Below are 12,202 nucleotides of genomic sequence, written 5' to 3'. Positions count from 1 at the left end.
AGCGGAGGCGCGGGCGACACGGTCCCGCAGCGTCCACTCACATGATCCGGCCGGCACGGCCTACGGCTCCGGCGTCTCCTCCGGCGACCACGGATCACGCCCCCACGGGTCGTCGCCCGGCGTCGGGGCCAGCAGCTCGCGCAGGGCCTCGTCCAGGCCGAGCAGCTCGGACTCCGTGCCCGGCGGGACGGCCCGCAGCGTGCGCTCCAGCCACGCCGCCACCGCCGACGCGGGCGCCCGCAGCAGCGCGCAGCCGTCCGGCGACGTCAGCGCCACGCAGACCGTCGACCGTCGGCCGGTCTTGGCCGGCCACACCCGCACATCACCGACCCCGCATGGCCGAAAGACGCCCTCCACCAGCAACTCCCGGGCGAACGTCCAGTGCACGGGCCGCTCGGAGGTGATGTGAAAAGCGATGTGGACGGCGTACGGGTCCTTCGTCCGGTAGGTCAGCCTGGCCGGTACAGGGATGCTGCGCTCCGGCGACAGCACCAGGCTGAGCTCCAGCTCTCGTTCCACCACGGTGTGCATCTAGTGCGCCCTCTCTGCTCTGCTTCTCTCGGTGCGTGGCCCCTTGTGAACGGGCCCGCACCGGATAGAGCGCATCGACCCCCACACCATTACGCGACTTCGCCACATCCATCCGAATTTTTTTCGCGGGGCGACACTGCGGGTCGCACCGCGTCGGCCGGTCGCACGTGTGAGTGGTCCCGCCCGCGGGACGGCCACAGACGACTGGGCCGTCTGGTAGACCTGTTGGTTGAGCTCCGGGTTGCCTTTTGCGCATAGAGATCACAAGGTCCCGTCATCCGGGTCCGGAGCGGCATACACGACCTCGGGCACGTGCGGCAGACTGTTTGCCGCCATCCGCCCCACCGACCCGACACCCCAGTCACGAACCACCAGGCACGAACCCCAGTCACGACACCCCAGTACGGCCGAACAGATACGGGACATCGGAGACCATGAGCGCCCCTACCTCAGGATCCGCCGACGGCAGCCCCGCTTTTGGGTGGTATCCAGATCCCTCCATTCCAAGCTATATCCGGTTCTGGAGCGGAGCGGCCTGGGTGCCCGGTACGAGCCGGCCCGCCCCCGCCGAGGGGGAGCCGATGCCCGCGCCGCCCGCCGGGGTGGCCCCCGTCGCGGCCCCCGCGCTCGCCGCCCCCCTGCCGCCGGTCCCTCAGCCGGCCTCCCCTGCCCCGCGGGAGACTGCCCGTCAGGCGGACCGCCAGGCGGACCGTCAGGTGGACACCGCGCAGAGCGCCGGGCCGCTGCCGGAAGAGACCGGGCCCATGTTCCTGGACGAGGAGCCCGCGCTGCGCGACGCCCGCGCCGAGGCGGCCGGCCGGAACGACGGCGGCGGTCGGGACGACGGTGCCGGGCGCAACGACCCGGGTGCCGACACCCGTGGCCCCAGCGACTCGCGCGACCCGCGTGACTCCCACGACCCGCGTGACCCCCGGGCCGGCCTGAGCGGCGCCCCGGGCGCGGCCCTTCCCGCCGCCCGCGACCCCCGCCTGCCGGGTGCGGCCACCGACCCCGCCACCGACGCGTCCACCGCCCCGGAGAGCCGCCCCGGCGCCGCGCGCGGCGGTGACGCCCGGCCCGCCCGCGGCGACGGCACGCTGACCATCCGCGCCAAGCGCCCCGGCCCGGGCCCCGCCCCCACGGCCGTCAAGCCCGGCGGCACGATGCAGCTCCGCCCGCCGGCCCGGCCGCAGCCCGACCCGGACCTCTCGCCCGCCCCCCAGGTGTGGCCCGACGCCCGCGCCGCCGAGGCCGCCACCCCGGCGCCGGCCGCGGCCCCCGCCGAGCGGGAGCGCCCGGCGCAGCGCCGCCCGGTGCTGCCCGCCACCACCGTCACCCCCCAGCCCCGGCCCCGGCACGACGAAAGCCGCCCGGAGCGGCCCGCGCCCACCCGACAGGAGCAGCGGCAGGAAGAGCGCCGGGAGCAGCGGCAGGAAGAGCGCCCGGAGCGGCCCGCCCCCGTCGGCTGGGCCCAGCAGGTGCAGCAGCTCGCACAGGCCCACCCCGGCGACGCCATGGGGTGGAAGCCGCCCAAGGACGACCCGTTCCTGAGGATGAGCCAGACGCAGGGCAGGCCCGCCGCGCTCGGCCGGCGGCTCGCCGCCCGGCTCGTCGACACGGCCGTCCTCGCCGGAGCCGTGGGCGCGGCGGCCGTGCCGCTGTGGGGCAAGTCCGTCGACCACATCGACGAGAAGGTGCGGCAGGCGAAGCAGTCCGGGCAGACCGTGACGGTCTGGCTGCTCGACGGCACCACCGGCACCTACCTCGGCATCGTCCTCGGCGTGCTGCTGCTCTTCGGCGTGCTCTACGAGGCGCTGCCCACCGCCGCATGGGGGCGCACGCTCGGCAAGAAGCTGTGCGGGGTGCGCGTCCTCGACATCGAGTCCCACGACACCGTCTCCTTCGGGGCGGCCCTGCGCCGCTGGCTGGTGTACGGGGTGCTGGGCGTCCTCGTCGTCGGCGTGGTGAACGTGCTGTGGTGCCTCGTCGACCGGCCGTGGCGGCAGTGCTGGCACGACAAGGCGGCCCGGACGTTCGTCGCCTCCGCCGGGGACTGATCCGCCGCATTGGTGAAGCCCCGCGCCCCGGGGCAACTCGAACGGCATACGGACGGATGCACATACCGGAACCCTGGGTTCCACTTGGGCCATGAGCACCGACCAGCCGCGCGACGACGACCCGTTTCAGAAGAGGCCGCCGGAGCCTCCTCCCGCCGGATCGCCCTACGGCGGGGCCTACGGGAGTCCCCCGCCCGGCGGCGGGCCGTACGGTGACGACCCGTACGGCGGCGGCCCCGGGGGCGGCGGGCCGGGCAATCCGTACGGGGACCAGTACGGCGCGAGCGACCCGCTCGCGGGCATGCCGCCGCTCGCCTCGCGGCTGCGCCGACTGGTCGCGCGGATCATCGACGGTCTGCTGGTGAGCGTGCCGATCAGCCTGATCTTCTCGCTCGCCTGGAGCGACTACGACCCCTGGAACGACAACGCCAAGTCCACCAGTCTGTCGATCGTGATCGCCGTCGTGTACTTCTTCTACGAGGGGATGATGCTGACCAGCCGGGGGCAGACGGTCGGCAAGATGGCGATGAAGATCCGGGTCGCGATGCTCGACAACGGCGCGATCCCGGCGGGCCGGGCGGGCTGGACGCGTGCCGCGGTCTACTCCCTGCCGGAGGTCGTGCCGTGCTGCGGCTTCCTCTTCTGGCTGGTCAATGTCCTGTGGTGTACATGGGACAAGCCGTATCAGCAGTGCTTGCACGACAAGGCGGCGCAGACCGTGGTGGTCTCAGCCGCCCAGTGAGTGCTCACTGATCCGTGAACCGGTGTGCCCGGGTGTCCGCTGAGCGGGCCCCCGGGCACTCTCGCGCCGTCCCCGGCGGGGCAGCGGCGCGCGCAGGGCGACGAGCAGCCCCAGCGCCAGGGCGGACAGGGTGATGACCGCGATCCCGGCACCCGAGCGCGTCTGCGACAGCAGCAGCATGGCGAGGGTCGAGAGGACAACGGTGGCCGAACCGTAGGCAATCTGCGCGGGAGTCGGACGCGGCATGGCGGGATCCGTCCTCGGAGCATTCGATATGGGGGAGGTGAGTCGGCGCTGGTACGTACCGCAAACCGACTCTACGGTCCTGTCTGCCCGGGCGGAACTTGCGGTAAGCGTGACCTAACCCACGGTGTTGGAGGCACGCAGGGCGCACGGGGTCACCGGCCTGTCCAACAGGTGAGATCGACGCGCCCGTTGATGTCCGATTTCGGCAACTTAAAGGCCGAGTAACGTACTTGCTCCAACCGGAACAGTCAAGATCTGTCTTTTCTTGTTACTGTCCGGTCAAATACCTCCACAGTTGTTACTGGGGAGGCAGCACAAGTGAAGAGCAGACAACGGAGGATCGCCAGGTCCGCCGCCGTGGCCACGGTGGTCACCGCACTCGGCACCGGCACCCTCGCGGTCGGTATCGCCCGTGCGGCGGGCACGACCGACGGCCCGGCCGAGCGGCAGACGATCCAGCGCCAGGACCCTGACCAGGCCAAGCGCGCCGTCGAGCACGACCTCAAGGGCCCGTACACCAAGAAGAACGAAGCGAAGCGGAAGGCCGCCCTCGAGCAGGTCATATCCGGCGACGCCGAGACCGAGCAGCGCGGCGGCTCGAAGGTCGTCAAGCTCGGCAAGGGCAAGTACGTCGAGCTGGCCCGCGAGAAGACCGACAAGATCTTCACGATCCTCGTCGACTTCGGCACCAAGGTCGACGACACGACCATGTACGACCCGGACGGCCCCGACGGCCCCAAGCCGCCGGTGAAGAAGTACGGCGGCACGCCCGGCCCCGCGCACAACGAGATAAAGCAGCCCGACCGCAAGAAGGACAACAGCACGGCCTGGCGGAAGGACTTCAACCGCAAGTACTTCCAGGACCTCTACTTCTCGCACGACAAGAACAAGGAGTCCCTGGCCAAGTACTACGAGAAGCAGTCCTCGGGCCGCTACTCCGTCGAGGGCCAGGTCACCGACTGGGTCAAGGTCCCCTACAACGAGGCCCGTTACGGCTCGAACTACTGCGGCTCCACCAACTGCCCGAGCGCCTGGGACCTGATCACCGACGGTGTGAACCAGTGGGTCAAGGACCAGAAGGCCGCCGGCCGCAGCGACGCGGCGATCAAGGCGGAGCTGGCCAAGTACGACCAGTGGGACCGTAACGACTTCGACGGCGACGGCAACTTCAACGAGCCCGACGGTTACATCGACCACTTCCAGATCGTGCACGCCGGCGAGGACGAGTCCGCGGGCGGCGGCGCCCAGGGCAAGGACGCGATCTGGGCGCACCGCTGGTACGCCTACGGCACCGACGCCGGCAAGACCGGCCCGGCCACCAACAAGGCGGGCGGCACCCAGATCGCCGACACCGGCATCTGGGTCGGCGACTACACCATGCAGCCGGAGAACGGCGGCCTCGGTGTCTTCGCCCACGAGTACGGCCACGACCTGGGCCTGCCGGACGAGTACGACACCACCGGTGACGGCGAGTCCTCCGTCGCCTTCTGGTCGCTGATGTCCTCCGGCTCCTGGCTCGGCAACGGCAAGGAGTCCATCGGCGAGCTGCCCGGCGACATGAGCGCCTGGGACAAGCTGCAGCTGGGCTGGCTCAACTACGGCAAGGCGAAGGCGGCGACGAAGTCGACGCACAAGCTGGGCGTGGCGGAGTACAACACCAAGGACAAGCAGGCGCTCGTTGTCGACCTTCCCGCGAAGAAGGTCAAGACCGACGTCGTCAAGCCCGTCGAGGGCGCCAACCAGTGGTGGAGCGGCGCGGGCGACGACCTGAAGAACACCCTCTCCCGCCCGGTCGACCTGACCGGCAAGTCGAAGGCCTCGCTGGACCTCTCGGGCTGGTGGGACATCGAGGAGAACTACGACTACCTCTACGCCGAGGTCTCCACGGACGGCGGCGCCAACTGGACCCCGCTCGACGGCACCGCCGACGGCAAGGCCATCACCCGTGACGGCGGCGACAAGCCCGCACTGACCGGTGTCTCCGGCGCGTACAAGAAGCTCGCCTTCCCGCTCGACGCCTACGCGGGCAAGAAGGTCGACCTGCGCTTCCGCTACGCGACCGACGGCGGCGCCGGCGGCAAGGGCTTCACGGCCGACGCGATCACCGTCAACGCCGACGGCAAGGCGCTCGTCACGGACGGCGCCGAGGCGGGCGACAACGGCTGGACGGCGAAGGGCTTCACGCGCATCGGCGCCTCCTTCACCAAGGACTACCCGCAGTACTACATCGCGGAGAACCGCCAGTACGTGTCGTACGACAAGACCCTCAAGACGGGTCCGTACAACTTCGGCTGGAAGACCGCCAAGCCGAGCTGGGTCGAGCACTACCCGTACCAGAAGGGCCTGCTCATCTGGAAGTGGGACACCTCGGAGAAGGACAACAACATCAGCGTCCACCCGGGCACCGGCCGGATCCTCCCCATCGATGCCCACCCCAAGGCCGAGAAGTGGACGAACGGTGAGCTGATGCGCAACCGCTTCCAGGCCTACGACTCGACCTTCAGCTGGTTCCCGGCGCAGGGTTACACGGTCCACAACGACGGTGTCGCCAAGCGCGTCAAGGGCAAGGCCGGCTCGCCGGTCTTCGACGACCGCAAGGGCACGTACTACGACAAGTCGAACCCGACCGGCGGTGTGAAGGTTACTGACACCAACACCCGGATCAAGATCCTCCACGAGGCTCTGAACGGCTCCACCATGACCGTCCAGGTGGGTCCGTCCGGCAAGTGACCGGCCAGTAGCCGGTAGCTGTACGGCATCACCCCAGGTCAGACACGCATCGGCCGTCGCCCCCTAGCGGGCGGCGGCCGATCGCGCTGAGAATGCCTGTCATGACCTTCTTATTGACACACTTGTCAAAACCGCGGCTCCGACGGTGTGCGGGAGAGGGGTGACGCGGGTGGCAGGTGGTGGGTTCGCCAAGCTCCCCGACGGCAGCGTGGTCGTCGCCCTGCCCCTGCCCAGCCCACCCGGCGGCGGTGGCACACCGGGCGCCCGGGTACGCGTCCTGGTCCACGCGGCGAACCGGCAGCGGGCCCTGACCCGGCTGCGGAACCTCGGCCTGCGCGCCGTCTACCTGCGCGGCAACACCGAGCCGCCCACGCCGGACGAGATCACGGCCGTCCTCCACCACCCGGACGGCCTCGTCTGGCGCTCCGTCCCCGACGACGACACGGAATCCTGGCATCCGATCGCCACGCTGTTGCGGCGCAGGCCCGCGGGGGCGGCGTAGGCCGTGGTGGGTGCACCTCCGCTGCGCGGCGGTGTCCTCAATCGCCGGACGGGCTGCTGTGCTGTGTCCTCAAACGCCGGACGGGCTTGGCGGCTGAGCCCAGCCATATCAAGCCCGTCCGGCGTTTGAGGACGCGCCCGCAGGGCGCCCGCCGCCGCAGGCGGCAAAGACGGCCCGCAGGCAGAGCCGGACGCGCGGAGCCGGACAGGCGCTAGCCGACCTGCACGACCGGCTTGCCGCTCAGCTCCACGCCCGCGTCCCGCAGCTCCTCCAGCGCCCGCTGGGTGGTGTGCGGGGCGACGCCCGCGGTCAGGTCCAGCAGCACCTGCGTGGTGAACCCCTCGCGCCGCGCGTCCAGCGCCGTGGCCCGGACGCAGTGGTCGGTCGCGAGACCGACCACGTCGACCTCCGTCACCCCGTGCTCGCGCAGCCAGTCCGCGAGCGAGGTGCCGTTCTCGTCGGTGCCCTCGAAGCCGCTGTACGCGGCCGCGTACGCGCCCTTGTCGAAGACCGCGTCGATCGCCCCGGAGGCGATCACGGGCGCGAAGTTCGGGTGGAACCCGCTGCCCTCCGTCCCGGCCACACAGTGCGCCGGCCAGGTGCGTTCGAAATCGGGATGAGCGGAGAAGTGATCACCGGGGTCTATGTGGTGATCACGGGTGGCGACGACGTGCCGGTATCCGGCGGGCGCCTCGCCGACCAGGTCGGTTATGGCCGCGGCCACGTCGGCGCCACCGGCCACCGCGAGGCTGCCGCCCTCGCAGAAGTCGTTCTGCACGTCGACGATGATCAGCGCACGATGCATGGTGCAGATCCTTTTCGAAGGAGTTATCGGCCGACTGTGCGGATCAACTCGCTGTGACCGAGGGTAGTGACTCTCCGCGCGTTGCGGGAGGGCGTGTCCGGCGGGGCGCTCGCCCCACCGGCCCGGTGCGCCCCCGCGCCCTCACGCGTCGTGGGTGACGTACTCCGTCGGCAGGACCGCCTCGCCGCGCGAGAGCTGGGTGGCGGACATGGGCAGCCCCGCGCGGGCCGCGGCGTGCCGGTCGCGGGCCGCGTCCAGCGGCTCCCGGGCGACGACCTCGCCGCCCCGTACGAGCTCCACGAGCAGCTGCCGGCCGGCCAGCTCGTCCGGGACCGGGCCGGTGCCCACGACCTCCGCCTCGGCGGTGCCGGAGGCGTCCAGGCGGCGCGCGGCCCACTTGCGGCCGCCGATGGAGGTCTTGCCGCCCATCGACTTCTTCGCCACCGGCCGCAGCGGCGCATCCGCCCCGCCGCCGTCCGCGCGGGCGACGAGCTTGTAGACCATCGAGCAGGTGGGGTGGCCGCTGCCGGTCACCAGCTGGGTGCCCACCCCGTAGGCGTCGACGGGCGCGGCGGCCAGCGAGGCGATCGCGTACTCGTCCAGGTCGCTGGTGACCACGATCTTCGTCTTGGTCGCGCCCAGGTCGTCGAGCTGCTGCCGCACCCGGTGCGCGAGCAGCAGGAGGTCGCCGGAGTCGATGCGCACCGCGCCCAGCCCGGGGCCCGCGATGTCCACGGCCATCCGGACGGCCTCGGTGACATCGAAGGTGTCCACCAGGAGGGTCGTGCCACTGCCGAGCGAGTCGACCTGGGCGGTGAAGGCGTCCCGCTCGCTGTCGTGCAACAGGGTGAAGGCATGCGCACTGGTGCCGACGGTCGGGATGTTGTAGCGGAACCCGGCCGCGAGGTCGGAGGTGGTGGCGAAGCCGCCGACGTACGCGGCACGGGCCGCGGCCACGGCCGCCAGCTCGTGCGTGCGCCGCGCGCCCATCTCGATCAGCGGCCGCCCGCCCGCCGCGACCGACATCCGCGAGGCCGCCGCGGCGACCGCCGAGTCGTGGTTGAGGATGGAGAGGATGACGGTCTCCAGCAGCACCGCCTCGGCGAAGGTGCCCTCGACCCGCATGATCGGCGAGCCGGGGAAGTACACCTCGCCCTCGGGATAGCCCCAGACGTCACCGCGGAAGCGGTAGTCGGCGAGCCATGCGAGCGTCGGCTCGTCCACGATGCCCTGCTCGGCCAGGAAGGCCAGCACATTGGCGTCGAAGCGGAAGTTCTCGATGGCGTCCAGCACCCGGCCGGTGCCCCCGACGACGCCGTAGCGGCGGCCCTCGGGCAGCCGCCGGGTGAAGACCTCGAAGACCGAGCGGCGGTCGGCGGTGCCGGCCCGCAGCGCGGCTTGCAGCATCGTGAGTTCGTACCGGTCGGTGAAGAGAGCCGTCGACGGCACAGCCACCGGCAGCCCCAGGTCCGCAGCGTTCACTTCGCCCTACCTCGCAATTCCGATCCTGGCGTCTGGCACGGATGCTACCCCGATTACTCGTCAGAGTGACGATTTCTAGGGCCGGTCCCGGCGGAACCCGCCCGTGCGCGGACCCGTTTGTGCGTCGGGGAGGGGGGAGTGGCAGCATGGGATACGTGAGCGACGCACACGAGGCCGCCGGGCCGCAGACGAGGTGGGTCCGCTGCCGTCAGGGCGTGGCCTCGTGGGCCTCGTGGGCGGAGAACGCAACGATGGAGCAGTGGTGAGCGTCGCACCGGTCGAGATCGAACGTCCCGAGTCGAGTGAGGCCCCGTACGCGGTGGCCGAACCGGACGTCCCCTGGGTCACGTTGGTCCACAACGACCCCGTCAACCTCATGAGTTATGTGACGTATGTCTTCCAGGCGTACTTCGGCTATTCCAAGGACAAGGCACACCGACTGATGCTCGACGTGCACCACAAGGGCCGCGCCACCGTCTCCAGCGGCAGCCGCGAGGAGATGGAGCGCGACGTGCAGGCGATGCACGGCTACGGACTCTGGGCGACCCTGTCGCAGGACCGCTGATGGGCGGGCACTTCGAGCCGCTCCCCGGCGGCGGGGCCGCCGTGGCCCTGGACGAGGTCGAGGTCTCCATCCTGCGCAGCCTGGCCGTGCAGCTCCTGGAGCTGATCGGGCCCGGCGCCGACCAGGGCCCGGAGGAGAGTGACCCGCTCGCCCGGCTCTTCGCCGACGGCCCGAGCGAGCCGCCCGCCGATCCGGCGCTGGCCCGGCTCTTCCCCGACGCCTACGGCGCACCCGGCTCCGAGCAGGACGCCCAGGCCCGCGCGTACGCCGCCGAATTCCGCCGCTACACCGAGAACGACCTGCGCGCCCGCAAGCGCGAGGACGCCCTCGCCGTGGTGCACTCGCTCGACTCGCTGACCCTGACCGGCGACGACGACAGCGACGCCGTGCTGCGGCTGTCGGCCGACGAGTGCCGGCAGTGGCTCGGCGCGCTCAACGACCTGCGCCTCGCCATCGGGACCCGGCTGGAGATCGGCGACGAGGACGACAGCGACGAGCTCTTCCGGCTGCCGGACGAGGACCCGCGCAAGCCGATGGTGATGGCGTACCTGTGGCTCGGCGGTCTCCAGGAGACGCTCGTCGAATCACTGATGGCCTAATGGCGGCGTAGCGCGCCGAGCCGCCCTGTGTCGTTCACCGACGGCCGGGGCCGGCAAGGAGCGGGCCCGGGATGTCCGGGTCCCCCGGGTTCGGGCGGCGGGGATGTCCGGAATGCGGACACCGGGCAAGCGGTGTCCGATGATCGGACACTCCACCCCGCATAACGATCCCGTCACCCTAGTGGCAGGCTTTGCCGCCACTATTTACATTTGTCCTACTTTGCGTGTGGCGCCGATCACACATCGTTGAACGATCTCCGGTCCGCGTGTGATAAATCTTCACGACCTGCCTCCGTGACGCCACCCATGTCGCGGCGGGAGCGCTTAGCCGGCCGACCGTCGGCGTTTTTTCAGGAACTCCATCCGGGGGGATCGGGACCCGATCCGGACGCACCGGGTCGGTATGGAGAAAGGCGCACCACCATGACCTCTGAGCAGGTCGCGGACCGTACCGCAGACGCGGGGACCGCAGGGCAGGACGGAAGCGGACAGGGCGCTTCCGAGGGTTACCAGCGTGGTCTGGGCAACCGACAGATTCAGATGATCGCCATTGGTGGCGCCATCGGCACCGGTTTGTTTCTGGGCGCGGGCAAGGCGATAGCGAAGGCCGGGCCCAGCCTGATCCTGGCTTACGCCATCGCGGGCCTGGTCATCTTCTTCATCATGCGAGCGCTCGGTGAGCTGCTCATGTACCGCCCGGTGTCGGGCTCCTTCTCGGACTACGCGCGGGAGTTCCTGGGCCCCTTCTGGGGTTATGTGACCGGCTGGACCTACTGGCTCTTCTGGGTCGTCACCGGCATTACCGAGGTGACCGCCGCGGCCACCTACGTCCATTACTGGGACAAGACAATCCCGCAATGGCTCTCGGCACTGGCCTTCACGGTCATCCTCTACTTCGCCAACCTGATCTCCGTGAAGCTCTTCGGTGAGCTGGAGTTCTGGTTCTCCATGGTCAAGGTCACCGCGATCATCGGCATGATCCTGATCGGCATCGGCGTCCTCACCCTCGGCTTCTCCGACGCCGGTGACACCGCCGCCGTCAGCAACCTCTGGTCCCACGGCGGCTTCTTCGCCGGCGACGACGGCATCGTCAGCATGCTGATGACGCTGCAGATCGTGATGTTCGCCTTCCTCGCCGTCGAGCTCGTCGGCGTCACCGCGGGCGAGGCCAAGGACCCGAAGAAGACCCTGCCCAAGGCGATCAACACCGTCCCGTGGCGGATCGCGGTCTTCTACATCGGTGCGCTGATCATCATCCTGTCCGTGGTCCCGTGGACCGCGTTCGAGGCCGGCAAGAGCCCCTTCGTGGAGGCGTTCGCCCGGATCGGCCTGCCGGCCGGTGCCGCCATCGTCAACTTCGTGGTGCTCACCGCGGCGCTGTCCTCCTGCAACTCCGGCATGTACTCCACCGGCCGCATGCTGCGCGACCTCTCGCTCAACGGCCAGGGCCCGAAGTTCCTCGGCGTCCTCACCAAGCGGGGCCTGCCGCTGCGCGGCACCACCGTCTCCGCCGCGCTGATGCTCGTCGGTGTGTGGATCAACTACCAGTGGCCGGGCGAGGCGTTCAACTACGTCGTCTCCTTCGCGACCATCTCCGGTATGTGGGCCTGGATCATGATCCTCATCGCCCAGCTCCGCTACCGCCGCAAGGCCGACCGCGGCGAGCTCCCGCAGTCCGAGTTCCGCGCCCCCGGCGCCCCGTGGACGAGCCTCTTCGCACTCGGCTTCATCTTCATGGTCATCGTGCTGATGGGCATCGACGAGAACTCGCGCGTCTCGCTGTACTGCGCGCCCATCTGGGCCGCGATCATGTGGGTCTCCTACATGATCCTCAAGAAGCGCAACCCGAAGGCGTTCGAGCGCAAGGACTACACGGTCCACGCGTCCGAGGTCGAGCAGACCCACTGACGCACCCGCCGTCCGAAGCATCCGGGCCCGTCCGT

General features: G+C 70.3%; 11 protein-coding genes. 7 read left to right on the top strand and 4 right to left on the bottom strand.

The annotated features are described in order from the left end of the window. Positions 1-60: 60 nt before the first annotated feature. Positions 61-531: an SsgA family sporulation/cell division regulator gene (locus JO379_RS12875; RefSeq protein WP_130878048.1), complete on the bottom strand. Its 471-nt coding sequence runs from the start codon at positions 529-531 to the stop codon at positions 61-63. A gap of 434 nt (positions 532-965) precedes the next feature. On the opposite strand from JO379_RS12875, the gene JO379_RS12870 reads away from it, so the two are divergent. Then, a complete protein-coding gene (locus JO379_RS12870; protein ID WP_209515020.1) occupies positions 966-2,588 on the top strand; it encodes an RDD family protein in 1,623 nt (540 codons plus the stop codon). A gap of 91 nt (positions 2,589-2,679) precedes the next feature. Beyond that, positions 2,680-3,330 carry an RDD family protein gene (locus JO379_RS12865; RefSeq protein ID WP_130878046.1) on the top strand — a complete coding sequence of 217 codons (651 nt, stop codon included), beginning with the start codon at positions 2,680-2,682 and terminating at the stop codon, positions 3,328-3,330. Here JO379_RS12865 and JO379_RS12860 read toward each other — a convergent pair. Further along, positions 3,316-3,576, bottom strand: a complete 261-nt coding sequence (locus JO379_RS12860; RefSeq protein WP_130878045.1) for a hypothetical protein — start codon at positions 3,574-3,576, stop codon at positions 3,316-3,318. The genes JO379_RS12865 and JO379_RS12860 overlap by 15 nt on opposite strands. A 318-nt stretch (positions 3,577-3,894) precedes the next feature. On the opposite strand from JO379_RS12860, the gene JO379_RS12855 reads away from it, so the two are divergent. Both JO379_RS12855 and JO379_RS12850 read left to right on the top strand, forming a co-directional pair. Further along, on the top strand, positions 3,895-6,306 hold the full coding sequence (locus JO379_RS12855; protein WP_130878044.1) for an immune inhibitor A domain-containing protein: 2,412 nt from the start codon (positions 3,895-3,897) through the stop codon (positions 6,304-6,306). Between the two features lie 169 nt (positions 6,307-6,475). Beyond that, on the top strand, positions 6,476-6,808 hold the full coding sequence (locus JO379_RS12850; RefSeq protein WP_130878043.1) for a hypothetical protein: 333 nt from the start codon (positions 6,476-6,478) through the stop codon (positions 6,806-6,808). Between the two features lie 211 nt (positions 6,809-7,019). Here the strand turns inward: JO379_RS12850 and JO379_RS12845 are convergent, their stop codons facing one another. Beyond that, entirely contained in the window at positions 7,020-7,613 is a 594-nt protein-coding gene (locus JO379_RS12845; RefSeq protein ID WP_130878042.1) for an isochorismatase family protein, read from the bottom strand. A 141-nt stretch (positions 7,614-7,754) separates the two neighbouring features. After that, positions 7,755-9,095, bottom strand: a complete 1,341-nt coding sequence (locus tag JO379_RS12840) for a nicotinate phosphoribosyltransferase (protein WP_130878041.1) — start codon at positions 9,093-9,095, stop codon at positions 7,755-7,757. Positions 9,096-9,357: 262 nt separating this feature from the next. Between JO379_RS12840 and clpS the strand changes: the two genes are divergently transcribed. From clpS to JO379_RS12825, 3 genes are all read left to right on the top strand, one after another. Beyond that, entirely contained in the window at positions 9,358-9,660 is a 303-nt protein-coding gene (gene clpS, locus JO379_RS12835; RefSeq protein ID WP_130878040.1) for an ATP-dependent Clp protease adapter ClpS, read from the top strand. Then, positions 9,660-10,259 carry a DUF2017 domain-containing protein gene (locus JO379_RS12830; RefSeq protein ID WP_209515018.1) on the top strand — a complete coding sequence of 200 codons (600 nt, stop codon included), beginning with the start codon at positions 9,660-9,662 and terminating at the stop codon, positions 10,257-10,259. Before clpS ends, JO379_RS12830 begins: the two co-directional genes overlap by 1 nt. Before the next feature lie 423 nt (positions 10,260-10,682). After that, positions 10,683-12,167 carry an amino acid permease gene (locus JO379_RS12825; RefSeq protein ID WP_130878038.1) on the top strand — a complete coding sequence of 495 codons (1,485 nt, stop codon included), beginning with the start codon at positions 10,683-10,685 and terminating at the stop codon, positions 12,165-12,167. The last annotated feature ends 35 nt before the right edge of the window (positions 12,168-12,202 follow it).

Source organism: Streptomyces syringium (assembly GCF_017876625.1).
Classification (GTDB): Bacteria; Actinomycetota; Actinomycetes; order Streptomycetales; family Streptomycetaceae; genus Streptomyces; species Streptomyces syringius.
This window is presented reverse-complemented; position numbering and strand designations above follow the sequence as displayed.

Coding starts and splice junctions, on each gene's coding strand:
- JO379_RS12875 (WP_130878048.1), bottom strand. CDS start 531: ATGCACACCGTGGTGGAACGAGAGCTGGAGCTCAGCCTGGTGCTGTCG.
- JO379_RS12870 (WP_209515020.1), top strand. CDS start 966: ATGAGCGCCCCTACCTCAGGATCCGCCGACGGCAGCCCCGCTTTTGGG.
- JO379_RS12865 (WP_130878046.1), top strand. CDS start 2,680: ATGAGCACCGACCAGCCGCGCGACGACGACCCGTTTCAGAAGAGGCCG.
- JO379_RS12860 (WP_130878045.1), bottom strand. CDS start 3,576: ATGCCGCGTCCGACTCCCGCGCAGATTGCCTACGGTTCGGCCACCGTT.
- JO379_RS12845 (WP_130878042.1), bottom strand. CDS start 7,613: ATGCATCGTGCGCTGATCATCGTCGACGTGCAGAACGACTTCTGCGAG.
- JO379_RS12830 (WP_209515018.1), top strand. CDS start 9,660: ATGGGCGGGCACTTCGAGCCGCTCCCCGGCGGCGGGGCCGCCGTGGCC.
- JO379_RS12825 (WP_130878038.1), top strand. CDS start 10,683: ATGACCTCTGAGCAGGTCGCGGACCGTACCGCAGACGCGGGGACCGCA.